Raw genomic sequence first — 26377 nt, forward strand, 5'->3', positions numbered from 1 at the left:
CTTACCTTCCGGCCAACGCTCGGCTGACCATCCCGGGCTCCGGATTGGTCAGCACCTCGCCGCCCAGCAGCACGGTGGGGACGGTTTCGTTCCCGTGGTTGTGTTCGCGTACGAACGCAGCGCCTTCGGGGTCCCGCCAGATGTTCACCCAGTGCGCGCGGCGGCCGTTGCGGCCCAAAGATGCCCTCAACCGCAGGCAGTAGACGCAGCCGGGCCGCCAGAAGATGACCACACCGCCGTCGTTCTTGTCTTTAATCGAAGCCCACGGCTCCTGCCGGCTGCCGAAAAACGGACTGATCACCCACGCGGCCAGCAGCAGCGCGGCGAAAACGATGCCCGCCGGCCAGTCCCCGTCCTTCCCGGATGAGACCAACAGTGTCACCGCCGCTGCGGCAAAAGCGACTGCCCCAAACCAGCGCTCGAAGCGTTTCATGGCCACAGACTACCGGGCTGCGAAATCGCTCTCTCCACCGCGCCGGACGACCTTCCGCCCGGGGCGCCAAGGTTTCTCCCAGCTTTTGCCATGCGGGCGCCCATCTGCGCAGGCTAACGTCGCACACTGGCCACCGAGATGGGAGATCAGTGTGACTAAGAAATGGTTGTTGAGCCTGGCTGTTGCCGGTTCCATCGCCGTCCTCACCGCTTGCGCCGGAGCGCCCGCGGACGGCGGCGCCAGTCCGGCCGCGTCGGCCGAGTCCAGTGCAGGCGCCGAGGGACAGGCGCAGATGCCGGAGCCGGACCTGAAGGGCGTCCCGGATGTGGTGGCAGAGGTCAACGGAACGAAGATCACCAAGGACAAGTTCACCGCCGCCTACGAGGGCCAGTTCCAGCAGATGGCCATGCAGTCCCAGATGACGGGCCAGGAGGTTGACCAGGACGCGCTGAAGAAGCAGACAGCCGAGGCCATGGTCGGCACTCAGCTGTTGATTCAGGAAGCGGACCATCGCGGCATCAAGGCACCGCAGAAGGACGTGGACGCTGAACTGGAGAAGATGGCTAAGTCCAACGACTTCAAGACCGTCGACGAGCTCCTGGCCGCGATCAAGAAACAGGGCATGGACCAGAACGAGGTCAATGCCGAAATGCAGACGCAGGTGAAGGTGAACAAGCTCATCGCCGAGGAAGCCGGCGACACCAAGCCCTCCGAAAAAGAGCTGAAGGCCGCCTACGATCAGGCCAAGCAGCAGCAGGAGGCGATGGGCGAACAGTCCGGCCAGAAGGCCGAGGTTCCCTCGATGGAGGAAATGCGCCCGAATCTGGAAGAGCAGGTGAAGGCGCAGAAGGAAACCGAGGCCACCCAGGCGCTGGTCACCGACCTGCGGGAGAAGGCGGACGTCAAGATCCACCTCTGATTCTTCCCAAGCCAAAAGCGTTCGACGCCGGTGCCCGCCTCAGGGGCGCCGGCGTCGTCATCTCGGTGCTGCACGCGCGCTGTCTAGACTGAGGCATGTCTGCAGAAAAGAAGAACTGGCATGCCAGCCACAAGCGGTCGCTTACCCGGGGAGAGCGGGCCGCGGATGTCTTGCGCAACGGCATGGGCAGTTGGCGGTTTGTCGCGGGCCTCATTGCCGTCATGATCATCTGGGCCATCGTTAATTTTTGGCTAGGGATCCCTGGGACCCGTATCCGTTTATCCTGCTGAACCTGTTCCTGTCCATGCTGGCCGGGCGGCAGGGCGCCATTCTGCTCATTGCCGCCAAGGGGCAGGATGCGATCGCCGCCGCCATGGCCGAACATGACTTCGAGACCGACACTGCCGCCCGGGAAGGGATCGAACAGCTGCTGGCCATCAACCGGGAACAGTTGGAGATAATCCGCCGGCTCCAGGAACCGGTTGACGCAGCGAGCCGCGGTAGTCGCGAGCGACAGGACGGGGGGCCGCACTGCCTACTGGCCGCATTCCCTACCGGCGGCACTGTCTACCGGCGGCACTCCCTACCGGCGGTCCGCGGCCAGGCTGGCCATCAGGGCCGGCTGCCGGACCGCCGCGTAGAGCAGCATGTCCCGGCGTTGTCCGCCGATGACCTGGTAACTGCGCAGCAGGCCTTCGCAGCTGAAGCCGGCCGCTTCGGCGGTGCGGAACGACGCCGTGTTCCACGGCTCAATGTAGAGCTCCAGCCGGTGCAGCTCCGGGATGGTCCAGCCGAAGTCCGCCAGCGCCGCCAGCGCGTCGGCCGCGCGGCCCTGTCCGCGGTGCACCGGAGCCATCAGATAGCCGGCCGTGGCCCGGCCCTGCGGCAGGTAGGTCAGCCACAGGCCAATCTGGCCCAGCGCCCGGTCCGTCTGCGCGTCCGCCACGGCGAACGAGTACCCCGCACCGCACGTGAACCGCCCGTTCTGGCGCAAGATCCATTCCACCGCCTCGTCCTGCGGGCATGGTGACGGGATGGAACTGATCAGCGGAATGTACGGGTCCTCGGCTAGTTCCACGGCCAACTGTGCGTCGTCGCTGCGGAACTGGCGCAGCACCACACCGCCATGCGCCGGCGGAACCTCTGGCCAAGCGAGCGGCAGGCGTGCATCCATGAATTCGATTCTGCCAGTTGCCGCCGGGTTGGCCAGCGGTTGCGACTCCGAGCCGGCCGGCTGAGCCTGAAGAACGCGGCTAGCGGCCCCTCGTGGAATCACCGCCAGTGGCCCCGATCCTTTCGATCGGAGCCACTCGCAGTGAGGCTAAGCCACGGCATCGGTACCTTCCGGGCCGGAAGGAACCTGTGTTACTTGTTCTTGGCCATGGGCGCCGCCATCCTCGATTCGACCTGGTGCGGGCCTGAAGCGGAGGGCCGGACGTCGAAGTCGAAAATTGAGGTGGGCAGGTAGACGGTGGAGCATGAGTTCGGGATGTCAACGACGCCGGAGAGCCGGCCCTCGATCGGCGCGGCACCGAGCAGCAGATAGGCCTGCTCCCGGCTGTAGCCAAACTTGGTGAGGTAGTCGATGGCGTGCAGACAGGCCCGCTGATAGGACAGGTGTGAATCCAGGTACTTCTGCTCACCGTCCAGGGTCACCGAGGTTCCGGAGAACGCGAGCCATTCGCTGAACCGCGGATCCACGATACCCGGCATGAAGATGGCGTTCTCGCTGACCCCGTAGGTGTCCATGCCTCCCTTGATGAGATCGACCCGCAGGTCCAGGAAGCCGCCCATTTCGATGGCACCGCAGAAGGTGATCTCGCCGTCCCCCTGGGAGAAGTGCAGGTCGCCCATCGACAGGTTGGCGCCGTTCACGAAGACCGGGTAGAAGACCCGGGTGCCCTTCGAAAAGTTCTTGATGTCCTGGTTTCCGCCGTTTTCACGAGGAGGCGCGGTACGGGCCGCTTCCCCGGCCACCCGGTCGAAATCGGATTGCGGCACGCCCCCAAGAACAGCGTCTTGCGGGAGGGGCGGCAAGGCCAGCGGCGGCACCCGGTTCGGGTCCGTCGCGATGAGGTCGCCCTCGCGCTTGTTCCATTTGGCCAGCAGCTCCGCGGACGGTGCTGTGCCCATCAGTCCGGGGTGGATCAGCCCGGTGAAGGAAACCTCCGGAATGTGCCGCGACGAGGCTACCTGGCCGGTAAAGTCCCAGATCGCCTTGTAGGCATCCGGGAACTGCTCGGTCAGGAACCCGCCGCCGTTGTTTGTAGAAAAGATGCCGGTGTAGCCCCAGCCCTGTCCGGCCAATGGACCGGAATCTTCCTGCGGGACGGGCCCCACGTCCAGAATGTCTACCACCAGCAGGTCCCCCGGCTGCGCCCCTTCAATGGCGAAGGGACCGCTGAGCTTGTGCACGGTCGGAAGTGGGGCGTTGAGAATGTCCTCCGCCGAATCATCGTTGACGATCGCGCCGTCAAACCATTCGCGGCAATGGACGCGGAAAACATCACCAGGCTTGACCGTAGCTACCGGCGGGATCTCCGGGTGCCACCGGTTGTGGCCAACTTTCTCCTGGTCCTCGAATTTCTTTGTCGAATCAAGGGGGAATATAACCTCGGGCATTGTTCTCTCTCCTTAGGATGTTCGGCAAAAATAGGTTTCCTCATGGCCTGGGCAGCTTTTGGTGCAGCGGGTTGGCGGTGTAGACCGGGCGATTTTTTCCCTGACCGGGCAGCCCGGTGACGACCGGCGGTTCGTGTGCACTGCGTTTGGAGTCGTCCATCAGCCGAAATTCCGCCGAGCCGGCACGGGAAAGGTGCGGAGCGCTCATTTTCCTACGTGACGTTGCACCGCAGGACGGGCAGGGCATCGAATCCGGTGCTTCACCCATTCCACACATCAGGTCGAAAACCGCACATTCGGGGCACCGGTATTCGTAAATAGGCATCAGAAGCGGTTTCCTTTCCTGCTGCAAACTCCCTAAGCAGTGGAGGCCGTGGCTGTATCGTCAGCGGTTGTCGAATGAGGGAAGCCCCTGCTGGCCAGGAAAAAGGCCACGGCCAGGCAGATTGCTCCCGCAAGCGCCATGATCAGGGCACTGCCCCCTCCGGTCTCATATCTGTTCAGCAGCAGGAGGAACGCCGGGATGGTACCGGTCAGGAAGCTGACGAGGATGGTGAACCAACCGGTTGCGAGGGTAAGCGATTCCTTGTGCAACCCCAGCACGAGGAAGAACATGAACCACAGCGCCGCCCAGATGAGCCAGATGGAGCCGAAGACCGGATCGTTGACCGACGTGAACTGAATAACTCCAATGATGACGGCGCAGATGGCGACGAACAGGGAGAACCAGCCCAGCCCCTCGCCGGGAAACCCAGTAACCTGGAGAATTCCGACGTAAAGGTACGTAAAGCCGAAAAGATATAGCCCGGCCGCTCCGAAAATCACCGCCGGATCGTTATTTGCCTGCAGAATAATGAGCGTCGGGAAGACTACCTGCATGGTACCGACAAAAAAGTTGAGGATGGCAGCTGATTTTCCCGGAATAAGCCCCACCAGCATGAGACCGTTGATGAACAAAACGGCACCGACATACAATAAACCGACACTGCCCATGTTCGCTCCATCGCGATACAGGTGATGCTTGAGGTGTAGCTCTGAAGAGTGTGGCCTAAAACCCCGCTTGAGGAGGTTAGACGCCACGCACCGTAATCGGTGTCCGGATAGCACGTGTTGGATAGTGCGGCCCAGCATAGTGGGCAAAATTCTGGAGTGTCAACGGCGTGGCGTTTAACCTGCGCGGACGGTTTAAATCGTCGGGTTAAAGCAGCGCCAGGGCCAGTCCGGCGGCCGCTGCCGCCACGGTGATGATCAGCGTGCCCGCCGCATTGATCAGCGCAAGGATCGGCCGTCGGGCTTGCAGGAGGCGGACGGTGTCCACGCTCGCCGTGCTGAAGGTGGTGTAGCCGCCCAGAAACCCGGTTCCCAGCACGGTCTGCAGGGCAGCCGGGGCGCCGTGAAAAATGACGGCTCCGGCGAGGAATCCCATGAGCAGCGAACCGCTGACGTTGACCAGCATGGTGCCCAGGGGCAGCTCGCCACGGAAGCGTGAACTGATCAGCCCGCCGAGCACAAACCGGGCCACCGCGCCTGCCCCGCCGGCAAGCATCACCAGAAGGATGGTCATGTCAGGTCCGTTTCGGCGCCACCGGCGTTCCCGGGACCGGTGGCGGCACGGCGGGCGGCAGCCACCCACACCCCGGCCGCAGCCGTTGCCAGCCCACCAATCACGGACAGCAGCATAAAGGCCACGGCATCGGCCATCCTGTCGGCTGCCAGGAGAAGATTGGCGTCCAGGGCAAGGGTGCTGTACGTGGTGAAGGCTCCCAAGAACCCTGTACCAGCGAGCAGCCGCAACGTCCGCCGTGCGCCAACATCAGGGCCACGCCGTGCAAGTGCCTCCAGTAACAGGCCGAGCGCGAAAGCCCCGCAGAGATTGATGACCAGGGTCGGCAACGGCCAGCCGTCCGGCGAGGGGATGGCCGTATTCAGCCAGTACCGGCACAGGGTGCCCAGAGCACCGCCGCCCATGACCATCAACATGGCGGGCAGCTGCAGGTGCAGCGGTCTGGAGCCGGGGCGTTCGCGGCCGCCGCGGCTCATGGGCTCACCCTGCTGGGCAAATGGCTACGCAACAGCACATCAGCCAGTCTAGGGTTTCCCGGCCGGGTTCAAGGGATAACCGACACGGTGAAATCCTGACCCGCGCGGCGGCTACCCGCCGTGCGCGGCCGGAACGGCGGTCAACAGCTGCAGCAGCGCCTCGCCGGGGCCCACTCCGTTAATAACGTAGTCGCCCACCGCCTGCTGCCGGTAGATGGCGGGGTTGTGCGAGGAGATGGTCCTGGCGTTGCGCCACAGTCTGTCCAGCTGCCGCGAGCTGGAGGTTGCGGAGGCGCCGCCGACTTCGAAGATCCGCGAGATCAGCCGCAGTACCTGGTCAATGACGATGGGCTGGATCCCAAAGACGTGGGCGTCAGCACGGGAAAAATCGCCGACGACGGCGGTGCCCTGCTGCTGCGCCGTGCTCGCCTGCTGCACGGTGCGCGCCGCCGCGAGGACCGCGGCCTTCACCGTTTCCACGGTGCCGAAGGCCTCTCCGATGATCTGCAGGGATACCTGGTCCTTGGTGGGCGCGACGGCCGGGTTGAACAGATTGCGGGTGCGCGACCGGACAAGCCGGTGATCTCCTCCAGTGCCGCCGACGCGATGCCGGCCAGGTTGGCCAGGTGCACCAGCTGATACACCGCGTGCTGGATGCCACCGCCTGCTTCCTCGCTCCCGCGGAAGTGCAGAAAGCGCGGGTCCACTTCCACGTCGACGAACCACGATCCAGTCGGCGAAGGTCGATCCGGTGGTGTAGTACTTGGTGCCGTTGAGCAGCAGCCTGTCGTCCTGTTCCACCACCCGGGTGGATTGGGCGGCGAAGGTTCCGGTGCGCTCGCTCTCAGCGTTGCCCACCAAGGCACCTGCGGAGAGCTCGGCCAGCCAGTGGTCACGGTAGCCGGCCTCCGGATGTGCCAGCACAAATTCGGTAAACCCGAAATGGCCACGCGCGCTCTATCTGGACGGCCTGGCGGGCGGCTGGCAACTAGATGCCTGGGCCGCGGGCCGCTCCGCGCTGCGGCAGCCGCTTGATCCGGGCCGGGAGGTGGCGGTCGCCGTCGGTGCATCGGTGTGAGGATCGAGTATGTCCTGCCGCTGAGATGGCAGGACGGCGGAGGCGACGCCGAACTGACCGCCTATGTGGAGTCGCTGCCGGTGTGGGCGGACCTCACGGTGGTGGACGGCTCGCCGGATTCGGTTTTCGCCCAGCATCACCGGCTCTGGCGGCAGCGTGCACAGCACCTTCGCCCGGACGGGCCGGCCACCCCCAACGGGAAAGTGCAGGGGGTGCTCACCGGACTGCGGCACGCCCGGCATGAGTGGGTGGTCATCGCCGACGACGACGTCCGCTACACCCCGGAGTCGCTGGCCTCGGTCGCGGAATTGTTGGAGCGGGCCGATCTGGTCCGGCCGCAGAACTACTACGAGCCGCTGCCCTGGCACGCCCGCTGGGACACGGCCCGATCGCTGCTGAACCGGGCCTTCGCCTCCGATCTACCCCGGCACGCTGGCGGTCCGCCGCTCGGTGCTGGTGCAGACACAGGGGTACCGCGGCGACGTCTTGTTCGAGAACCTGGAGCTCATCCGGACCGTCCAAGCCGCCGGCGGCCGCCAGATCAGGGCCGACGGGGTGTATGTCCGACGGTTGCCGCCGACGCTGGGGCACTTCGCCGACCAGCGGGTCCGGCAGGCCTACGATTCGCAGACCCAGCCGGCCCGGTTGGCCGTCGAACTGCTGCTGCTGCCACTGATATTGGTCTTGGTCCGCCGCCCCGCGGCCTGCGCCGCGCTGGCAGCCACCGCCGTCCTACTGGCGGAAGCAGGACGGCGGCGTGCCGGCGGTACACAGGTTTTCGATACCTGGACTGCGCTGTGGGCGCCGCTCTGGCTGCTGGAACGCGCGGTGACGTCGTGGATTGCGCTGGCTTGGCGGTGCGCGGGAGGCGTGCCGTACTCCGGCCGGCGCCTGCGAACCGCGGCCAGCAGCCCAGCGGCGCTGCGGCGGCAGTTGAGCCATCTCAACCTAGGAGAACCAAAATGACGAGCAAGGAACCGACGGAGATCGTGGTTTGCCCCGACGGGCCGTTGCTGGTGCGCGGCGACTTTGACCTGGTGGACGGCGACGGCGCGGCGGTGGCCCGGTCGCGGGAGACCGTAGCGCTGTGCCGCTGCGGCGGGTCGGGCATCAAGCCCTACTGCGACGGCACGCACAAGCTGTTGGCGGCCCGGCGCAAAGCGGCGCAGTAGTAGTGCGCCGGCGGCACCGTGCTTCCGTGGCGCTGAGAGCTACTTGTGCCTGAGGAATTCAACCGAGGACCCGCCAAAGAGCCGTCGCCGCCCGTCCGCGGGCCGGCCGACGAGCGCTTTGTGGGCGGGCGGGACCTGACCAGGTGGACCACGCCGCAAGGAAAGTTGCTGGCGCGGTGGATGGACCGGATCAGCAGCATGCTGGGCCCGCACGCGGCGTTGATCCTCACGTTGGCGGTCGGCGCGATGGTCGCCGTGCTGCTCACGGTCGCGTCGACGGAGATCTACGAGGCTGTGACGGAGGGCGACGGGGTTGCCGAATTGGACCGTCCAGCCCTCGACGCGGCCGAAAGCCTCAGGTCGCCCTGGCTCAACACGGCGGTGACCGCGTTCACGAACATCGGCGGCCCCATCGGCATGCCCATCCTCGCCGTCCTGGTTTTGGTCATCCTGACGTTCCGGCGGCGGTCTTGGACACCGGCCATCGTGATGATCACTGCTGCCGGAGGGTCCTTGTTGATGACGGTGGTAGCCAAGCAGTTTATTGGCCGGGCCCGTCCGGCGCTCGCCGATGCCGTGCCGCCGTTCGAATCTTCTGCGTCCTTTCCCAGCGGTCACTCCCTGAACGCGGTGGTCATCGCCGGCGTCGTGGCGTACCTGCTCATGCTCCGCCAGACCAGAAGAAGATCCCGGTTCCTCACGGGCGGCGCCGCAGTTTTGTTTGCGCTGACCATGGGGTTGAGCCGGGTCTACCTTGGCCATCACTGGTTCACTGACGTTCTGGTCGCCTGGACCCTCGGAGTAGCGTGGCTGGCTCTGGTCATCACCGCCCACCGCCTGTACCTGACGGTCTGGTACCGCCGGGAAGGACCGGTCCACACCCATCGGGGGTCTCCGCCCGCGGAGCACTAGTGGCCCGAGGACGTCTGGCGAGACGGCCTAAGCCTGCCGCGCCGCACCGGCGGCGGCTATATTGGCCACATCAGCCAGCCCGCACCGCAACGGATCAGGAGTGCATCCGCCATGGCCAAGGAACTCGCAGTACAGCTCATCGAACAGCTAAAGGCCGCCGGGGTGCGCCGGATTTATGGCATTGTCGGAGACAGTCTGAATCCAATCGTCGACGCCGTGCGGCAGACCGGCGGTTCGGCCGCGGGCGGGATCGACTGGGTGCATGTCCGCCACGAGGAAGCCGCCGCATTTGCCGCCGCTGCCGAGGCCCAACTGACCGGAAAGCTGGCGGTCTGCGCCGGCTCCTGCGGACCAGGCAACCTGCACCTGATCAACGGCTTGTACGATGCCAACCGGTCGGGCGCCCCGGTGCTGGCCATCGCCTCGCACATTCCCAGCAAGCAGATCGGCAGCACTTACTTTCAGGAAACGCACCCCGACCGGCTGTTCAACGAGTGCTCGGTGTACTCGGAAATGGTCAGCACGGCAGAACAAGCTCCGCGGGTGATGCACAGCGCCATCCAGTACGCCCTCGGCCTGCGGGGCGTCGCCGTCGTCACGCTCCCCGGAGACATCGCCAGCCTCGACGCGGTGGCGCCCACCCCGAAGCCGGCCTTGTGCCGGCCAGGATCGCTGAGCCCGGATCCGGAGAGTGTCAGGATGCTGGCCAGCGCCATTAACGACGCCGGCAAGGTGGCCATTTTTGCCGGCGCGGGCGTGGCCGGCGCACACGACGAAGTCATCGCACTGGCCGAGCTGATCGGCGCCCCGATCGGCCACTCGTTGCGCGGCAAGGACTTTATCCAGTACGACAACCCTTTCGACATCGGGATGACAGGCTTGCTGGGCTACGGCGCCGCCGCCGAGGGCATCGAGGACGCCGACCTGCTGATCCTTCTCGGCACGGACTTCCCCTACGAGCAGTTCCTGCCGGACACGAAGACCGCCCAAGTGGACCGGGCCGCCGAGCATCTGGGCCGCCGGACGAACGTGGACATCGCGGTCCACGGCGACGTGTTGCCCACGCTGACCGCACTGCTGCCGCTGGTCAAACACAAGCGCAGCCGCCGGTTCCTGGAGAAACTGCTGAAGAAGCACGACAAGCTGATGAATAAGGCGGTGGGCGCCTACACGCGCAAGGCGGAGGAGCTGGTGCCGATCCATCCCGAATACGCCGCTTCGGTGCTGGACCAGGTGGCGGCACCGGACGCCGTGTTCACTGCCGATACCGGCATGTGCAACGTCTGGACCGCCCGCTACATCCGACCTTTGGGGACGCGCCGGCTGATCGGTTCCTTCCTGCACGGGTCCATGGCCAACGCCCTGCCGCACGCCATCGGTGCGCAGTTCGCCTATCCCGGCCGGCAGGTCATCTCGGTCTCGGGCGACGGCGGGCTGTCCATGCTGCTGGGCGAACTGATCACCGCCGCTTCCTACCGGCTGCCGGTGAACGTGGTGGTGTTCAACAATTCAACGCTGGGCATGGTCAAGCTGGAAATGCTCGTGGACGGGCTGCCGGACTTCGGCGTGGACGTGCCGGACGCCAATTATGCGGCCGTGGCCCAGGCCCTGGGTTTCCACGCGGTGCGCGTTACCGATCCAGCCGAGATCGAGACCGCTTACCGCACGGCCTTCGCCCACGCCGGGCCGTCCTTGGTGGAGCTGATCACCGACCCGAAAGCGCTCTCGCTGCCGCCTAAGATCACCGGCGAACAGGTCTTCGGATTCGCGACGGCCATGTCCAAGGTGGTGCTGAACCGTGGCGCCGGCGAGGCCGTGAGCATGGCCCGCAGCAACCTGCGCAACATCCCCCGCGGGTGACCGGCGGTTGACCGGCGGTGGACCGGGTCCGGCCTTGATCGGGCGGTTGACCGGCCCCAGCACCGATCTGGCGGCGGCCGTCCCCGGGCCGGATACTGGAGCCGTGGAGATTGAACTGGAATCAGTGCTGACGTGTCCGGCCTGCGGGCATGCGGCTACCGCGCAGATGCCCACTGATGCGTGCCAGTTTTTCTGGTTCTGCCCGCGCTGTAACTCGCGGATACGGCCGCTCGAGGGAGATTGCTGCGTGTTTTGCTCGTACGGCACTACCCGGTGCCCGCCGAAGCAGGCCGAAGCTTCCCAGTCAGCCCATTGCTAGGCCGCCGTTCCACCGAGGCGGCCAAGGACTCCGATGTTGTAGTGACCATGGGCCGCGGCGACGAGTGCACGTTTTCCCCGGCAGGCGCTACGAGGACTGGGGCTGGCGGACCCCGCCGGCAAAGTGGGCGCTAGGCTGGAAGTCCCGAATTTGAGGAGAGGTCCATGGACTCCGTTGCCCCTACCCTGTTGACCAGCGCCGGCCTGATCGGCGGCTTCCAAACCGCACGCGCCACCAAGAACCGGCCGCTGGGCGGAGCCGTGCTGTTCGCGGCAGGTGCCGGCGCCTTCGCGCTGTGGAAGCGCAACGCCGGTGCGGGCCGGGCGGCCGCCCTCACCGCCGGATATTTGGCCGCTTTCGGACTGTCCCACCCGCTGGCCAAGAAGATCGGCGCCTGGCCGTCCGTCTATACAGTGACGGCGGCGACGGCGGTGGCGTCGCTGGTCTTCGGCCGCAAGCGCTGACCTAATCCTCCGCGCGGTCCCAGAAAAGCTGGCCGTCGTCGCTTCTGGCGCCGGCCGACGGCTCATGGATTGATTCCTTGCCGCCCGGCAGCAGATGCACCACGTCAACCTGGTGCAGGGCTACCAGCACATCAGAGATGAGCCGGCGATGGCACCGCCACCACACGCTCTCGCTGCACATGATCGCCACCTCGGCGGCCTCGGCATCGGCCAGCAGGCGCCCCAGGCCACCGGCGAATTCCGGCGTGCGGGTGTAGGCGGCGTAGGCGCGGAATGCTGCAACCCGCCACCAAACGTCGGGCTCCGGCTCCCCTGCCGGAATCCGACGTCGTCCGCCCAACGCCTCTTCCCAGCGGTAGCCGAGACCGGCGTCGCGAAGCCATCCGGCGAGCGCATCGCTGCCCATGTCCGGGTGCTTGCGGCTGCCCGGGAAGCGGCGGACGTCAACGACTTTCTGCACGCCGGCTCCGTTGAGCAGTGCAGCTAGTTCGTCAGGCGTGCTGGTGCCGTGGCCGAAGGTCAACAGCCGGCGGGCACCGCTCTGGCTCATCTGCGCCACCGGAGCTAACGCGGCTTCGCACCGTTCTTGCGGATCTTGCGGTCCCGGTAGCGCAACTGGATGATGCGGGCGGCGCCGGCAGCGGCAACGACAATGCCGCCGGCCACCGAGGCGATGAACAGTGCGAGCCCTAAGGCGACCTGCCCCTCGAAACCGAAGTAGCGCAGCAGGACCTGATCCTGGTTCTGAGCTATGAAGATGATCAGCAGCACCAGCAGGATCAGCGCGATGACAACCGCCGTCCAGATCACCCCCAGGCGTGTGCCTATCCGCTTCGCCGGTGTGCGCTTCGGCCGGTCGCTGTCCGGTCCACCGGACCCGGGCTCTACTGCGTCGGATGCGCCACGGCCGGATCCGCCGGGCAGTCCCGTGCCCGATCGGCCGGCGCCCCCGCCTTCAGCCTCGACGCCGTCCGGCCCTGTGCCCTGCGGATTGGAAGTCATTGCTGTCCCGCCTTTCGCCGCTGCCGCCGTTTCCCACAGCGTAGACGAACAGTTCATCGGACAACACCGCGCCCGGGCGGTATAACCCCAGTGTGCCGCTCCTTCACCGGCTGGTTTTCTCCATTCACTCGGCGAGGTTGCTGCGCAGAAGCTTGAAAAAGCGCTTCTGGTACTCCGGCCATTCATCGCTGGCCAGCACTCGTTCGATCCGCTGCCGAACCCATTCATCGTCCCAGTAGCCCAGCTTGACCAGCTGCGGCAGCAGGACGGACAGCCTGCGGTTCTCCCAGGGGTTGGTCTCGTCGAACTGCATGGCGCTGGCGCCTGTGACCCCGGGCACGCGGAACAACTCCTTGAGCGTCACGTCGATCAGCCCGGGTCGTTCCCGCAGGAACTTCAGGTAGGCGACGCGGTCCATCTGGGTCTCTCTGAGCAGGAGCAGCATTGCCCCGCGCCGGGCCGGTGCGGGGATCAGCCCGTCACGGACCCAGTCGAACATCGCTTCAATACCGCGGTTGCGGTCCCAGCCTTTCGGGTTCCGTTCGTACCGGGCCGACCAGGATTCAACGAACAAGTCCAGCCGGTCAGGAAACAGCGCCGGCGGCGCATCGCGGGCCACCCTGACGTCGGTGTAGGAGAGGTCGGCCGAACGTTCCGCGCCGATGCAGGCCATGTGCGCGATGTCCGCCGCGGCCCAGTGGTCTGCCGTCAACCGGCCCAGCCACCACCCGCCCGTTGAGCGTGCACTGGTCGGCTCCGCCGACACCACCAACCGGAGCTTCCGGACCAGGGACTTCTGCCGCCGTTTTTCGTCGTCGTCCATCCCTGCCGCGTAAGCGAGCGTCCCGGCCCGATCGCCGGCAGCCAGCAGGTCGAACAGCGGATTGTCGACGGCAGACCTCGGCAAGGAATCACTCATGCAGCTAATTTAGCGGCCCGCATACCCCAGCCAGGTGAGCGTGCGTTCCGTTTCAAGGGCAGGCTCCGCGGGCAACGGGATCCGGTTCCGACCCCCGAACCCCATAGGCTGGCAAGCATGGACTCCCCTATCCAGAGCTACCTGCGCACCTTGCACACCGAGCTCGCCGGACTCAAGGACGGCAAGCCCTTCGGCGGCATTCCCGCGATGGCGGGGGTGGACCCTGACAGGTTCGCCATCTGCCTGGCCACGGTGGACGGCTATGTGTATGAGGTCGGCGACTCCGGCGAAGAGTTCACCATCCAGTCCATTTCCAAGCCCTTCACCTACGGGCTCGCGCTGTCCGATCTGGGTCTGGAGGCCGTGGACCGGAAGGTGGACGTGGAGCCGTCGGGCAACGCGTTCAACGAGATCTCGCTGGCTCCCGGCACCGGCCGCCCGGCCAACGCCATGATCAACGCCGGTGCGCTGACCGCCACCTCGCTGATCAAGGGCAGCGGCGGCAAGACCGGCTTCCGCCGCATCGTGGAGCACTATTCGGCCTTCGCCGGCCGGGACCTGTCGGTCAGCGAGCGCATCTACCAGTCGGAGGCGCGGCACGGCTACCGCAACCGGGCGCTGGCCCACCTGCTGCGCTCCTTCGAGATCATCGAGCAGGAGCCGGACCCGGTGGCGGAGGACTACTTCCGGCAGTGTTCGGTGCTGGTCACCTGCCGCGATCTGTCCGTCATGGCCGCCACGCTGGCCAACGGCGGTACCAATCCGCTGACCGGGAAACAGGTGCTGGACCTGGAGGTGGAGGAACGGGTCCTCTCCGTCATGGCCACCTGCGGCATGTATGACGACGCCGGGGCGTGGCTCTCGGACGTGGGGATGCCGGCCAAGTCAGGGGTCGGCGGCGGGCTGCTCGCGGTGCTGCCGGGCCAGCTGGGCCTGGCCGTCTACTCACCGCCGCTGAACGATCACGGGAGCAGCGTCCGCGGTGTGGAGGCCAGCCGGCGGATCTCGCACGACATGGGGCTGCACTTCGTCCGGGCGGCCCGCACCGGCCGCAATGCCATCCGTGCCAGCTACGACATCGCCGACGCCCCGTCCGGCATCCGCCGCACCGACGAGGCCGCAGACGTGCTGCGGGACAACGCGCACCGTGCCCGGGTGATCGAACTGAACGGGGACCTGCTCTTCGCGGGCACGGAATCCATGGTGCGCGAGGTCAGCGACCTGGACGAGTCGGTGGAACTGATCATCCTGGATATGCGCCGGGTGGATGAAACCGCCCCGGTCGCCCTGGACATGCTGGAGCAGCTCCGGACGTCGCTGGCGAAGGCAGGACGGGGCTTGGTGCTCATCGACGGCGAGGGCGCCCTGGCGCAGCGGTTCGAAGAGGACGGGCGGGCGCTGCCGTCGTTCGCCACCCGCACCTCCGCCGTCGAATTCGCGGAGAACCAGTTGATTGCCAGTTACGGGGACGAACTCTGCCAGCCGGCCACCGTGGACGTGGCCGACTCGCCCGCGCTCAGCCCGCTCGCCGCCGAGGACGCCGCTGCGCTCGCCGCACTGATGGAAGAGCACAGCTATGACGACGGCGACGTGATCCGCCGCATCCGCCAGCGCTTCGGCGGTGTCTATTTCATCCTGTCCGGCAGCGTCGTCACCACGTCGCCCGGTCCGGAGAACAGCCGGGTCAAGCTCTCCACCCTCAGCGCCGGCATGACGTTCGGCGAAATGGCGCTGGGCAGCGCCGACCGGCAGGAAACCACCGTGCGCGCCCACGGAACGGTACGGGTCAAACTCCTCCCGGCCGAAACGATCAGCCGGCTGGAGAGCGAAAACCCGCGCCTCGCCGTCGAACTGTGGAAAGCACTGACCCGCGACGCGTACGCCCATGTTGACCGCTACATGCGCGAGACCGCCGTGCGCATCCGCGACTGAAACTAGAACGGGTACTGCGCGTGCCCGCTTTGTTGGATGGTGATCCAGCGCTCCTCGGTAAACGAATTGATGCCGGCCTGGCCGCCGAACTTGCCGTAGCCCGACTCGTGGATGCCGCCGAACGGGGCCATCGGTTCGTCCTGCACCGGCTGGTCGTTGACGTGGCTGATTCCGGTCTTTAGCCGCTGCGCCACCTCAAAGCCTTCGGCCAGGTTCTCGGTGATCACGCCGGAGGTAAGTCCGTAATTCGTATCGTTGGCCAGCTTCACCGCCTCTTCCGGCCCGTCCACCTCCATCACCGTGGTGGCTGAACCGAAGATCTCCTCATCGTAGATCCGCATCTCTTCCGTGATGCCGGACAGTACCGTCGCCGGCACCACGGCTTGGCCCGCTTTATCTCCGCCGGCCAGGACCTGCGCGCCCTTGGAGACGGCGTCGTCGATCAGTGCGTACTGCCGGTCGGCCGAGCTCTGGTTGACCTGCGGTCCAATAACCGTCGCCTGGTTCATCGGGTCGCCGGTGGGCAGCTTGGCCACCTTTTCCGCAAATCGGCTGGAGAATTCCTCGGAGATGCTGCGGTCAACGATCACCCGGTCGACGGACATGCAGATCTGCCCGGCGTTCATGAACGAGCCGAATGCCGCCGCTTGGACGGCGTAGTCGATGTCTGCGTCTTTCAGCACCACCAGCGAGTTCTTGCCGCCGAGCTCGAGTACCGCCGGCTTCAGGTTCTGCGCCGCCAGCGTGCCGATGATCCGTCCGACTTTGGTGGAACCGGTGAAGTTCACGTTCCGCACGCGCGGGTCGGAGATCAGGGTGCTGACCACGTCGTTCGCGTCCGCGCGGTCGTTCGTGATCACGTTAAGCACTCCCGCCGGCAGTCCGGCGTCCAACATGGCGTCCGCGAGGAACAGGCCGCAGGCCAGCGGTGCGTCCTCGCTGGGCTTGAGCACCACCGTATTGCCCACGGCCAGCGGGATGGCCATGGCGCGGATGCCCAGGATGAATGGCGCGTTCCAGGGCGAGAGCGCCGCCACCACACCGTAGGGCTGGCGGACCGAGAGCGAGAACTTGCCCGGCAGGTCGGTGGCGAGCACATCACCTCGCGGCGCGGTAGTAGCCGCCGCGGCAGAGCGCAGGATGTTGGCGGCCAACTGGACGTTGAAGCCGGCCCAGACCGCTACTCCCCCGACCTCGCCGGCCATCAGCTCGATGCCCTGCTGCATCCGCTCCTCCAGCAGGTCGGCAGCTTTCAGGAAGATCTTCGCCCGCTGGGTGGGAGGCGTGGCTGCCCAGGAGTCAAAGGCCGAGGACGCCGCGTTGACGGCGCGCGTGACATCCTCCGGACCGGCGGCGGCGACGGTGGCGTACGTGTCACCCGTGTAAGGGCTGATGTCCTCGGTGGTCTTGCCGGAAACCGCCGGGACGTGCTCGCCGTTGATGATGAGATCGCGGGTGATGGGCATGGCGCTTCATTCCTCTCCGAAGTGGCTGGGCCACGCCGCCGGCCGCAAGCCGAAGCGCCGGCCGTTCTCGCGGCCCGGTTAGTCCGGAGCCTACTCCCGCCGCCGGGCTCGGACAATGGCAGTTATTCGCCCTGTGGAGACGGTCTGAGCGGGCCCATTTTGGTGATGATCTTCACTCGGAAGGCCCGGAAATGGGCAGAAAAAAGGGGTGAGCGGCGGCGGTCTGTCCCAAGGGATGTAGCAACCCGACTCTTACGATTCGGTGCAAATCGGCCCTTGCAACCCTAAAAATTGTCGGGCTTTCAGGTTATCCACAGGTAAATTTCAGGCCTTGGACAGTTATCGGACCGTTATGTAACGTAATCATCACGTCGGCGATCATGCGCCGCCGTCCTCGGAAGGTATTGCTGAGCTCTGCCAACCTTCTCGAGTTCGTTCGCTAGACATCTGGCAGAGGCGGGGGACCCACTTTTCCGGGCCCCTCTTGGGGCCCTTGGGGTTAAGTCGCGTGGAGTGCATGCCGCACTGCCGCACGACCGGGTGACTCCCATCCGAATCCGACAGCTCACCTCGTAAGCATTGGGAGAGGTTACTTCTTGCTGCTCAAAAACAACCGCGCTCGCCACCGCGCCACCCCCGTCCGCAACACCACTGTGGCCGGCTTGTCCAACGCCGTTTCGACCCACGCCGGCACCGTCGGCCGCAGCGCCGCCGTTGTCACGGCTGCCGGCGGCCTGATGCTGGGCGTCGGCATGCCGGCCAACGCCGCCGCCGATGTCACCGTCCCGACCTACGGTGCAGCCGATGTGGCGGACGCCGTTGCGGCCCCGGCCAACGCCGCCGCCGATGCGGAGCAGGCTTCCGTTACCAGCACCGAAGCTGCTTCCGACGCCGCCACCCACACCGTGGCCGCTGGCGACACCGTAGGCACGATCGCCGCCCAGTACGGAAAGAACGTGCAGGACGTACTGGCCATCAACGGGCTGAACGCCTACACCATCATCTACCCGGGTGACGAGATCGCGCTGACCGGCTCCGCGCAGGGCACTCAGTCCGGCGGCGGCCAGGTTGCCCAGGGCTCCGGCGCAGGCGCTGGCGTAGCCGCCGCGGCGACGCAGGCTGCACCGGCAGACACCGCCACCGTCTCGTTGGCCAGCACCAACATCAAGCCTGCTTCAACCGCCGGCAACCAGAGCATCGTGGACATCGCCATGCAGGGTGTGGGCACGCCCTATGTCTGGGGCGGCACCTCCACCTCCGGCTGGGATTGCTCCGGCTTCACCCAGTGGGTTTACGCCCAGGTTGGCGTCGATCTGCCCCGCACCAGCCAGACTCAGGGCAGCGCCCTGACGCCGACCAGCAGCCCGAAGGCCGGCGACCTGGTAGTGCAGAACGGCGGCGCCCACATCGGAATCTACTTGGGCGGCGGCAAGATGATCAGCGCGCTCAACCCGAGCCAGGGCACCTTGGTTCACGACGTGAGCGCCATGCCGGTCACCGGCTACTACACCATGTAGTTCACCACAGTCTCCTGGGCCGGCTATTCCCCCAACGGCCGGGCCAGGATCACAGGGAGCCCCGTCGGCAGTGCGCCGGCGGGGCCTCTCCTCTTTAAAGGGTGCCTGCGTCACGCGGTTGAAGGGTGCCTGCGTCACGCGGTTCAGCGCTGACCCAAGGGCGCGGCATCCGGATCGGCGCTTGCTTCCCCGCGCCACTCCCGGGCGACGCAGCCGAAGGTGGCGAGCACCGCCGTCGTTATTTGGCAGGGCTTGAGGCGGAGCGGGAATAGGCGCTGATGGGTCAGGGTTAGACTACTATTCCGCGTTTTCGGCGGCGTTCTTGGCCTCTAGCGGCCGACCACAACAGTACGCACTCCACCCGAGGATTCTCCCGTGAGCAATGAACCGTTGACGAATAGTGCCTCGGCGCAGCCCGTACAGGCCCAGGGCGGCGGTTTGACGGCTGATGAGTCGCGCCGCAACCGCCGGGTGATCGGCATCCTGCTGGTTTCCGCGTTTGTGGTGATCTTGAATGAGACCATCATGTCCGTGGCCTTGACCGAGCTGATGGAAGACCTGAACATCAGCGCCCGCGCGGCCCAATGGCTGACCACCGCCTTCATGCTGACCATGGCGGTGGTCATCCCGGTGACCGGCTTCCTTTTGCAGCGTTTCACCACGCGCCAGGTTTTCACCGCCGCCATGCTGCTGTTCTCTTCGGGCACGCTGCTGGCCGGGCTGGCTCCGGGGTTCGAGGTGCTGCTGGTGGCGCGCGTGGTGCAGGCATCGGGCACGGCGATCATGATGCCGTTGCTGATGACCACGCTGATGAACCTGGTGCCGGCGGAGGACCGTGGAAAGACCATGGGCAACGTCTCGATTGTCATTTCGGTGGCACCGGCGATCGGCCCGACCATCTCCGGCATCATCCTCAACGCGCTGTCCTGGCGCTGGATGTTCTGGTTGGTGCTGCCAATCGCGCTGACGATGCTGCTGGTCGGCAACCGCCGCATCCAGAACGTGAGCGAGCCCAGGCAGGTGCCGCTGGATGTTCCGTCCGTGGTGCTGTCCGCCATTGGTTTCGGCGGGCTGATTTACGGCCTCAGCCAGGTGGGGTCCGGACACGGAACAACGACGGCGGAGCCCACCTCGGGTGCCGCGATGTGGGTTGCGTTTGCGGCAGGCGGGGTGGCGCTGCTGGTGTTCCTGCTGCGCCAGGTGCGGCTGCAGCGCCAGGACAAGGCGCTGCTGGATCTGCGGCCATTCCGCGCGCGCAACTTCTCCATGTCCGTGGGGCTGATGGCCGTTAGCATGGCGGCGCTGTTCGGCACCATCATTCTGCTCCCTATATATATGCAGCAGGTTCTGGGGCTGGAACCGCTGCAGATCGGCCTGATGCTGCTGCCGGGCGGGCTGCTGATGGGCCTGCTGGCGCCGGCCGTGGGCCGGCTGTACGACAAGTTCGGGCCGACGGTGCTGTTGGTGCCGGGAACTGTGCTGGTCAGCGCCGTGCTCTGGTACTTGTCCACGGTCAGCGAGAACACCGCTCCGCTGACTCTGCTGGCCGCGCATATCGTGCTCAGTCTGGGTCTGGCTCTGCTGTTCACTCCGCTGTTCACCGCAGGCCTGGGCTCCGTGCGGCGGCCACTGTACTCGCACGGAAGCGCGATCATCGGCACCGTGCAGCAGGTGGCCGGGGCGGCAGGCACCGCCATGTTCATCACCGTGATGTCCATGCAGACAGCTGCGCTGACGGCTGGCGGCGCGGAAACGTCGACGGCGGTGGCCGGAGGTGTGCGAGCTGCCTTCCTCGCCGGGGCAATCATCTCCGTGGTGGCCGTCGCAGCCGCGTTCTTCGTCCGTAAACCGGTGGAAGAAGAACCCGCCGAAGCCCCTAGGGAAGGTGCGCGCGCCACGCACTAAGTGGGGCACGCCTGTACCCCAGGCACGTCGCGGGCACGCGTCGCAGGACCGCGTCGCAGGACCGCGTCGCAGGACCTATCCTCCACAGACCGCCCTTGCTGGCACCCCATCTCCACAGGCCCCATCGCTGGCACCTTATCCACCTGTCTGATCTCGGCTCTGCTCCCCGGCACACGTGCTCCATAGGCTGGATTCATGGCGATCGAGGCGCTGGATGCGACTCCGGGAGCAGAGCAGGATGAGTCCGCTCTGCTGGCCCGTTTGTGCGCCGAAGTCAGCGGACTGAACAGCCGGCTCAGGAGCGGCGGGCTGACACGCAGCACAAAGTCTGTCGCCCGGACGGCAGCACAAGTTGAAGAGCTGTCCAACACCGTTGCCCAAACCCAGCTGGTCTTGGCCCGCATCATCAAAGCGCAGAACATCGCGGCCGTCGGCGAAACGGACGAACCCCACGATCCGGATGCACCGGACCGGCAGAAACGCGGCGCCTTCAAGTCGAATGAGGATTTCCTGCGGGCGAAGCTGGGCATTGCCCGGCAGGAAGCCGCGCGCCGGTTCCAGCTGGCGGAAGCCACCGAAGCCCGGCCGGTGCCGGAGGGCAGGCCGGCCGCGCCGCCCCGGCTGCCGGTGCTCGCCCGTGCGTTGGACGACGGGAAGGTGTCCGGCCAGGCCGCGAACCTGATCCGGAAAGCCGTGGACGGGCTGCGCCGCACCGCCGAACCGGAGCAGCTGCGCAAGATGGAAGAGGCACTGGTGAAGCATGCCTCCGATTACGACGCCGATTCGCTGCGGGAGCTGATCCGGTATTGGGAGGGCGGCCTGAATCCCGGCGGCGCCGACCCGGCAGCCGCCGAGCTGAAATCACGCCAAGGATTGTTCTACCGCGGCCGCCGCAACGGCCTGCACTGCTACGAGATCAACGCCACCGACGAGCAAAACGAGGTCCTGGCCACGGTCTACAACACGGCCACCAATCCCCGTTTGAGGGAAGGCACCGCTACGGCCGGCACGGTCGGGTTTGACGGCACCGGTACGCCCGGTGCCGCCCCCGGCACCGGGGATGATGCTACCGGCGAGGACGCTGCCGGGTCCCTGCCAGCTGCCGTCGACCCGCTTAGCAGAACCGCAGCAGGCGGGAACCAACCAGACGATGCTGATCCGGCCGCCGCCACCGGCCGGGACCTGGACCGGCGGACCCGGCAGCAGAAGCAACTGGACGGACTCATCGGTGCCTGCAAGGTCGCTCTGACCACGGACCTGCTGCCGGCCGCCGGCGGACGCCGTCCCCAGTTGCTGGCCACCATTGACTACAAAGACCTGGCCACCGACCTCGGCCGCCCCGGAACCGGCACCTTCTCCGGAGCGCTCAGCGCCAAGACGATCCGCCGGATAGCCTGCGATGCAGACATCATCCCGGTGGTCCTGGCCGGCATGGGCGTGATCCTGGACGTCGGCCAATCCCAGCGGCTGTTCCCGAAATACCTGCGGCTGGCGATCATCGCCAGGGACGGAGGCTGCGCCTTCCCCGGCTGTACCGCCCCCTCACCCTGGACCGAGGTGCACCACATCCGGTGGTTCGAAAAGGGCGGCCCAACCTCCACCGACAACGGCGTGATGCTATGCAGCCACCACCACCACCTCATCCACGAAGGAGACTGGCGGATCGAGGTCATCAACGGCGTCGCCTGGTTCTTCCCGCCGCCCACCCTGGATCCGGCACAAAAACCACTACGCAACCACGCCTGGCTGAAGAACGCCCAACTACCCGAACGCCAACCGGAACCGGCGGTGCTGGGCATCAGTTCCGGACAATCCACCGACCCACCGCATGGAGACTTGGGTGGTTCTGACGCTGATGTTCGAGGAACGCCAGCTGTCCATTCGGGCGCACCCGAGCTAGCGGAACAAGAAGAACTTGATATTGGATTGGCCTCCGGTTCAGAGACCGACAGCCCGGGCAGACGATCCAGCCCGTTCCCTGGGTGGCCAGCGCAGCCGGCAGCTCCGCCGTTCTGAGGGCCCCCGGCCGCTTGGCAAACGAGGCGTCGGTCAGGATCTTCCGGCGTCCGGACGGAGAATAGGTGCCGGCGGACGGAACCCTAGCCGGCGCTGTAGTCGTCGCACGCCTTTTGCATGGAGGCGACGGTTTCGGCCGGGATCTGGTCGCCGGATTCGGCAATCTGCGACATCGGGCCGGTGATCTCGGCGGGAACGCCGGCGGCGTCTGCGGCCGAGACCAGTCCGCCGAGCAGCTGCTGCTCTTCGGCACCGATGCTGCCGTCCCGGATCGGAGCGCACGCCTGCTTGACAGCTTCGCCGACAGCCGCATTTGCCAGATCGGACGCGGCTTGGCTGACGGCTTCGGAAGCAGCGTTTGCGGCTTGGTCGGCGGCGTCGGAGGCGGCCTGTTCGATCTGTCCACAACCGGTGGCGACCAGGGCCACGAGCGGGAGCATCAGCAAAGCAGAGTATCGGCGAATCACCCCGCAACTTTACTATGAGGCACTCGCTTTCCCTCATTCGGGGGATGCCGCTCGCCCGGCAGCGGGATCCGCAGGCGATCCCCGGTGGGAAGACTGAAATCATGACTACTACAGGAGTGCAACACCATCCCCCAGCTGCAAGCGTCCGGTTCATAGAACGGGCACCGTTGATCACGGCCTTGGCGGCCGGCATCTACACGATAACCGCGTTTGTCTTCCTGCTGACGCAAGGTTCCTTACCTCTGGTTCCCGCCGAGGCCCTGTCCCACGAGTTGAATGGGCCGCTGGGCGCCGTCCTCGCGTACGTCCTGCCGTCTCTGGCGATGCTGGGATCCCTACTTGGCTTTGCCGTTCATTACCGACTGCTTCCGGCCCGGGCGTTGGCGAAGGGCTCCACGGTCTTTGCCTCCGTTTATGGCGCCGTCGTGCTACTGGCGGTCGTCGATAGCAATATCCTGGCGACACTGGGCTATCTGCCGTTTCTCACGGTCAAGTCATTGACCGATCCTGGATTCTTGCGAACAGCGATCGATCTGCCGTGGCCGATTGTGGGCCATCAATTGGTCTGCATCATTGGCGTGGCGCTGTGGATCCTGACCGCAACCGTGGCCGTTCGCAGGAGTTCGGGCGCTTGTGTCGCCTGCGGTCGTCATTCCTCTGTTGCAACCGCCAGACGGTGGGGAAAGCCAGTTACCATCGCCGCCGCCATCATTCCAGGAGTCTATGCCGTCACGCGCTTTGCTTGGGCGGCGGGCATTCCGTTCGGAATCGAGCCGGCATTCCTGCAGCAGATGCAGGACAGCGGTCTGGTGTACGCCGGTCTTGGCCTGGCTTCCATGGCGCTGCTAGGAGTCTTGCTGACGCTGGGCCTGATCCAGCGCTGGGGCTCGGCGTTCCCCCGCTGGATCCCTTTCCTGGGCGGACGCCGGGTCCCGGTCCTCTTGGCTGTCATTCCGTCTGGCTTTGTATCCCTCATCGCTATTCCCGCCGGTGCCGAGATGATTCGGGTGTTCACCATACGCGGCGCTGGCGGCATCCCGATCGACTGGGCCAACTGGGCGACGATTGGCCCGACCCTCCTGTGGATTCCTTGGGGCGTACTGCTCGGCGCCGCCACACTGGCCTACTACCTCAAACACCGCGGCTCCTGCCGCCGGTGCGGGCTCAGTGGATGACGGCCAGCAGGCGATGGCCGAGAATGAGCCCATGACAGAAACGGGCCGAAGGCCGTTACAGCGGGCAGGGCGGATCTTCAGACACTTCGTGTTCATGATGATCGGCGCCCTGCTCGCTGTGCCGTACATCGTCGTCTTCATCTGGGCCACCCAACTAGCCGCCGTGAGCCCCGCCAACGCTGTCGTCGCGTTCGCAGTGCTGGTCCTGCTGCTCGCCGTGCCCGCGGCGCTCTCCGCAACCCGGGCGTTGGAACGAACCGCCGTCGGTGAACTCCTGGCGGTAAAACTGGCCGAACCGGCCGGTCCCGTGACACGGCAACGACGCATCAGAGGCGCGGTTTGGTACCTCGTTCATCTCATGGCCGGCGGCCTCACCCTGGTGGCAATCGCATTCGCGGCCCCTCTGATCCTCGCCGCGGTAATCCTGCCTCTGCTCGGCAACGCGGATTCCGCCAACGAACTGGCTGCCGCAGTCGTCCCCTTTACCGATGGCACGACGGCGGCACTGTGGTCGCTGGGGCTGAGTACCGGAGTCATCATTTTCACCATACTGACAGGCATGGCGTTGCCCCACTGGGCTTCGCTTTTGCTGGGTCCCTCTCCGGCGGAGCACCGTGAACTAGAGGAAGAGCAAGCGCGGATGGAAGCCAGACGAAACGAGCTTGCCCGCGAACTCCACGACTCCGTGGGCCATGCCCTGACCGTAACCACGCTTCAGGCGACCGCCGCCGAAGCCTTGTTGGGACGTGATCCCGATGGTGCAGCGCGGGCCATGCGCGCGGTCGCCGACACTGGCCGAAGTGCCCTGGCCGAACTCGATCGAGTGATCGGAATTCTGCGGGCGCCCGGAGCGCAAGTAGAAAATCCCGCGGGACTTCGACAATTACCCGGTTATTTGGACCACATGGAAGACCAAGGCCTGCACGTGGAACGCGAGTTCGAGACCCAGATGTTGGAGGAGGTGCCGGCAGCAGCGTCGGCGCCCGCGTTCAAGATTCTGCAGGAGGGGCTCACGAACACACTTAAATACGCTTCACCGCGGGAGCCAGTACTTCACATCCATCCCATCGGCCGGTACCTGCAGATTCGACTCGTGAATCCAATAGCGGAGTCCTCGGACGCGGCTGCGCCGAGGCCCAGTGGCCGCGGCATCGCGGGCATGCAGGAGCGGGCCAGACTGGCCGGCGGCAGCACCCGGTCCCAGTTAGCCGGCGGCCGCTGGATCTTGTCCGTGGACATCCCCTTGCAGGAGCGAGCCAGGTGAACCAGCCCATCCGCGTATTGCTGGTTGACGATGAACCATTGGTCCGCTCCGGTCTTGCCGTCATTCTCGGTGCACACGGAGACATCGAAGTCGTCGGTGAAGCCTCCGATGGAACGGAAGTGTGGCCGGAAGTGCGGCGGCTGCAGCCGGATCTGGTGATGATGGATGTGCGGATGCCGCAGATGGACGGCATCGAGGCGACCGCCCAGTTGGTGGCCCTCGTCGTCGATCGCCCCAGGATCCTGATCCTGACCACCTTCGAAAGCGACGACTACGTGTATCAGGCGCTGAAAGCCGGCGCCGACGGCTTCCTGCTCAAACGAGCCCGGCCGGAACAACTCCTTCACACCGTACGTGCAGTGGCCGCTGGCGACTCCATCGTGTTCCCGGCCAAGCTTCGCGAGCTAGTCGCAGTCCACGGCAACAATTCCCGCGACCGCGTTGCTGCTGCCGGGCTCAGCAGCCGTGAGGCCGAGGTCCTCCGTCACTTGGCCAGCCAGGAAATAGCGCAGGCGATGTTCCTCGGCACCGAAACCATCAAGACCCACATCGGGTCGATCCTTTCCAAGCTCCGGGTCCGGGACCGCACCCAAGCCGTCATCGCGGCCTATGAATCCGACTTCATGCGGCCAGGCGCCTGACTCTCAGTCTTTGATGGAGGCTTTGGTCTCGCGGCGCTCGGCTCTATACGTCGGCGGTGTACTTGCCGGCAGTGATGATCAGTAAACCGCCAACGGCGACGGTCCCGGTCAAAATGCTCGCAGCCACCGTTGCCACTCCAGAAACCATCTACCAGCGGCCCAGACTGCGCCGCTTCGATGGCGGCTGGGCTGTTCCGGCACCGGTGGCGTCTGCTGGCCGACGATCGGCAGTGACAAGGTGATCACCGCGCTTG

27 protein-coding genes, 3 pseudogenes and 1 riboswitch are annotated in these 26377 nt (G+C 65.9%); of the genes and pseudogenes, 17 read left to right on the top strand and 13 right to left on the bottom strand.

What is annotated here, in order from left to right:
* Position 1 precedes the first annotated feature (1 nt).
* A complete protein-coding gene (locus tag MNQ99_RS15160; RefSeq protein ID WP_241913527.1) occupies positions 2-433 on the bottom strand; it encodes a glutaredoxin family protein in 432 nt (143 codons plus the stop codon).
* Between the two features lie 151 nt (positions 434-584).
* Here MNQ99_RS15160 and MNQ99_RS15165 point away from each other — a divergent pair, with 151 nt between their 5' ends.
* Both MNQ99_RS15165 and MNQ99_RS19090 read left to right on the top strand, forming a co-directional pair.
* The gene (locus MNQ99_RS15165; protein ID WP_241913528.1) at positions 585-1352 is read left to right on the top strand and encodes a SurA N-terminal domain-containing protein; all 768 of its coding nucleotides are present in this window, start codon (positions 585-587) and stop codon (positions 1350-1352) included.
* 304 nt (positions 1353-1656) lie between these two features.
* Positions 1657-1740 (top strand): annotated as a pseudogene (locus MNQ99_RS19090) (DUF1003 domain-containing protein); the annotation flags it as partial.
* A 195-nt stretch (positions 1741-1935) separates the two neighbouring features.
* Here MNQ99_RS19090 and MNQ99_RS15175 read toward each other — a convergent pair.
* The 7 genes from MNQ99_RS15175 to MNQ99_RS15205 form a co-directional block, all read right to left on the bottom strand.
* On the bottom strand, positions 1936-2526 hold the full coding sequence (locus MNQ99_RS15175; RefSeq protein WP_241913529.1) for a GNAT family N-acetyltransferase: 591 nt from the start codon (positions 2524-2526) through the stop codon (positions 1936-1938).
* A 191-nt stretch (positions 2527-2717) separates the two neighbouring features.
* Entirely contained in the window at positions 2718-3974 is a 1257-nt protein-coding gene (fmdA, locus tag MNQ99_RS15180) for a formamidase (protein WP_127513520.1), read from the bottom strand.
* Between the two features lie 40 nt (positions 3975-4014).
* Positions 4015-4299 carry an FmdB family zinc ribbon protein gene (locus MNQ99_RS15185; RefSeq protein WP_241913530.1) on the bottom strand — a complete coding sequence of 95 codons (285 nt, stop codon included), beginning with the start codon at positions 4297-4299 and terminating at the stop codon, positions 4015-4017.
* 32 nt (positions 4300-4331) lie between these two features.
* A complete protein-coding gene (locus tag MNQ99_RS15190) occupies positions 4332-4967 on the bottom strand; it encodes an AmiS/UreI family transporter (protein ID WP_127513521.1) in 636 nt (211 codons plus the stop codon).
* Between the two features lie 205 nt (positions 4968-5172).
* Positions 5173-5538, bottom strand: a complete 366-nt coding sequence (crcB, locus tag MNQ99_RS15195; protein WP_241913531.1) for a fluoride efflux transporter CrcB — start codon at positions 5536-5538, stop codon at positions 5173-5175.
* Positions 5535-6014, bottom strand: a complete 480-nt coding sequence (locus MNQ99_RS15200) for a fluoride efflux transporter FluC (protein ID WP_127513523.1) — start codon at positions 6012-6014, stop codon at positions 5535-5537. The genes crcB and MNQ99_RS15200 overlap by 4 nt, the downstream gene beginning before the upstream one ends.
* A gap of 111 nt (positions 6015-6125) precedes the next feature.
* Complete coding sequence (locus tag MNQ99_RS15205; RefSeq protein ID WP_241913532.1) at positions 6126-6938, bottom strand: acyl-CoA dehydrogenase family protein; 813 nt, start codon at positions 6936-6938, stop codon at positions 6126-6128.
* 366 nt (positions 6939-7304) lie between these two features.
* Here MNQ99_RS15205 and MNQ99_RS15210 point away from each other — a divergent pair.
* From MNQ99_RS15210 to MNQ99_RS15240, 8 genes and pseudogenes are all read left to right on the top strand, one after another.
* Positions 7305-7415: pseudogene (locus MNQ99_RS15210) on the top strand (glycosyltransferase); the annotation flags it as partial.
* Positions 7416-7548: 133 nt separating this feature from the next.
* Entirely contained in the window at positions 7549-8058 is a 510-nt protein-coding gene (locus tag MNQ99_RS15215; RefSeq protein WP_241915438.1) for a hypothetical protein, read from the top strand.
* Positions 8055-8264 (top strand): CDGSH iron-sulfur domain-containing protein, encoded by a 210-nt coding sequence (locus tag MNQ99_RS15220; protein WP_127513532.1) that lies wholly within the window; start codon positions 8055-8057, stop codon positions 8262-8264. Before MNQ99_RS15215 ends, MNQ99_RS15220 begins: the two co-directional genes overlap by 4 nt.
* 45 nt (positions 8265-8309) lie before the next feature.
* Positions 8310-9176, top strand: coding sequence for a phosphatase PAP2 family protein (locus MNQ99_RS15225; protein WP_241913533.1), 867 nt, complete (start codon positions 8310-8312; stop codon positions 9174-9176).
* 111 nt (positions 9177-9287) lie between these two features.
* Entirely contained in the window at positions 9288-11036 is a 1749-nt protein-coding gene (locus MNQ99_RS15230) for a pyruvate dehydrogenase (RefSeq protein ID WP_241913534.1), read from the top strand.
* A 124-nt stretch (positions 11037-11160) separates the two neighbouring features.
* Positions 11161-11355, top strand: a complete 195-nt coding sequence (locus MNQ99_RS19040; protein ID WP_277883636.1) for a GDCCVxC domain-containing (seleno)protein — start codon at positions 11161-11163, stop codon at positions 11353-11355.
* 8 nt (positions 11356-11363) lie between these two features.
* Positions 11364-11478 (top strand): annotated as a pseudogene (locus MNQ99_RS15235) (heat-shock protein HtpX); the annotation flags it as partial.
* A 41-nt stretch (positions 11479-11519) separates the two neighbouring features.
* On the top strand, positions 11520-11819 hold the full coding sequence (locus MNQ99_RS15240) for a hypothetical protein (RefSeq protein WP_127513535.1): 300 nt from the start codon (positions 11520-11522) through the stop codon (positions 11817-11819).
* 1 nt (position 11820) lies between these two features.
* Here MNQ99_RS15240 and MNQ99_RS15245 read toward each other — a convergent pair whose 3' ends face one another.
* The 3 genes from MNQ99_RS15245 to MNQ99_RS15255 all read right to left on the bottom strand — a co-directional run bounded on the left by MNQ99_RS15245 (position 11821) and on the right by MNQ99_RS15255 (position 13740).
* Positions 11821-12369 carry a DUF488 domain-containing protein gene (locus MNQ99_RS15245; RefSeq protein ID WP_241913535.1) on the bottom strand — a complete coding sequence of 183 codons (549 nt, stop codon included), beginning with the start codon at positions 12367-12369 and terminating at the stop codon, positions 11821-11823.
* A 14-nt stretch (positions 12370-12383) separates the two neighbouring features.
* Positions 12384-12821 (bottom strand): lipopolysaccharide assembly protein LapA domain-containing protein, encoded by a 438-nt coding sequence (locus tag MNQ99_RS15250; protein WP_241913536.1) that lies wholly within the window; start codon positions 12819-12821, stop codon positions 12384-12386.
* Positions 12822-12945: 124 nt separating this feature from the next.
* Positions 12946-13740: a hypothetical protein gene (locus MNQ99_RS15255; protein ID WP_127513538.1), complete on the bottom strand. Its 795-nt coding sequence runs from the start codon at positions 13738-13740 to the stop codon at positions 12946-12948.
* Positions 13741-13857: 117 nt separating this feature from the next.
* Here MNQ99_RS15255 and glsA point away from each other — a divergent pair, with 117 nt between their 5' ends.
* Positions 13858-15672, top strand: a complete 1815-nt coding sequence (glsA, locus tag MNQ99_RS15260) for a glutaminase A (RefSeq protein WP_241913537.1) — start codon at positions 13858-13860, stop codon at positions 15670-15672.
* 2 nt (positions 15673-15674) lie between these two features.
* On the opposite strand, the gene MNQ99_RS15265 is transcribed toward glsA, so the two are convergent.
* Positions 15675-17138 (bottom strand): aldehyde dehydrogenase family protein, encoded by a 1464-nt coding sequence (locus tag MNQ99_RS15265; RefSeq protein ID WP_241913538.1) that lies wholly within the window; start codon positions 17136-17138, stop codon positions 15675-15677.
* Positions 17139-17565: 427 nt separating this feature from the next.
* Positions 17566-17731: riboswitch (cyclic di-AMP (ydaO/yuaA leader) on the top strand.
* Between the two features lie 3 nt (positions 17732-17734).
* Between MNQ99_RS15265 and MNQ99_RS15270 the strand changes: the two genes are divergently transcribed.
* From MNQ99_RS15270 to MNQ99_RS15280, 3 genes are all read left to right on the top strand, one after another.
* Complete coding sequence (locus MNQ99_RS15270) at positions 17735-18655, top strand: C40 family peptidase (RefSeq protein ID WP_241913539.1); 921 nt, start codon at positions 17735-17737, stop codon at positions 18653-18655.
* Between the two features lie 375 nt (positions 18656-19030).
* Positions 19031-20560, top strand: a complete 1530-nt coding sequence (locus tag MNQ99_RS15275; RefSeq protein ID WP_422387467.1) for an MDR family MFS transporter — start codon at positions 19031-19033, stop codon at positions 20558-20560.
* 195 nt (positions 20561-20755) lie between these two features.
* Positions 20756-22576 (top strand): HNH endonuclease signature motif containing protein, encoded by a 1821-nt coding sequence (locus tag MNQ99_RS15280; protein WP_241913540.1) that lies wholly within the window; start codon positions 20756-20758, stop codon positions 22574-22576.
* A gap of 83 nt (positions 22577-22659) precedes the next feature.
* Here MNQ99_RS15280 and MNQ99_RS15285 read toward each other — a convergent pair whose 3' ends face one another.
* The gene (locus MNQ99_RS15285; RefSeq protein ID WP_241913541.1) at positions 22660-23043 is read right to left on the bottom strand and encodes a hypothetical protein; all 384 of its coding nucleotides are present in this window, start codon (positions 23041-23043) and stop codon (positions 22660-22662) included.
* A 101-nt stretch (positions 23044-23144) separates the two neighbouring features.
* Between MNQ99_RS15285 and MNQ99_RS15290 the strand changes: the two genes are divergently transcribed.
* The 3 genes from MNQ99_RS15290 (at position 23145) to MNQ99_RS15300 (ending at position 26123) form a co-directional block, all read left to right on the top strand.
* Entirely contained in the window at positions 23145-24218 is a 1074-nt protein-coding gene (locus MNQ99_RS15290; RefSeq protein WP_241913542.1) for a hypothetical protein, read from the top strand.
* A gap of 94 nt (positions 24219-24312) precedes the next feature.
* Positions 24313-25482, top strand: a complete 1170-nt coding sequence (locus MNQ99_RS15295; RefSeq protein ID WP_241913543.1) for a sensor histidine kinase — start codon at positions 24313-24315, stop codon at positions 25480-25482.
* Complete coding sequence (locus MNQ99_RS15300) at positions 25479-26123, top strand: response regulator transcription factor (protein WP_241913544.1); 645 nt, start codon at positions 25479-25481, stop codon at positions 26121-26123. The genes MNQ99_RS15295 and MNQ99_RS15300 overlap by 4 nt, the downstream gene beginning before the upstream one ends.
* Positions 26124-26377: the final 254 nt, after the last annotated feature.

Source organism: Arthrobacter sulfonylureivorans (genome assembly GCF_022637435.1).
Lineage (GTDB): Bacteria > Actinomycetota > Actinomycetes > Actinomycetales > Micrococcaceae > Crystallibacter > Crystallibacter sulfonylureivorans.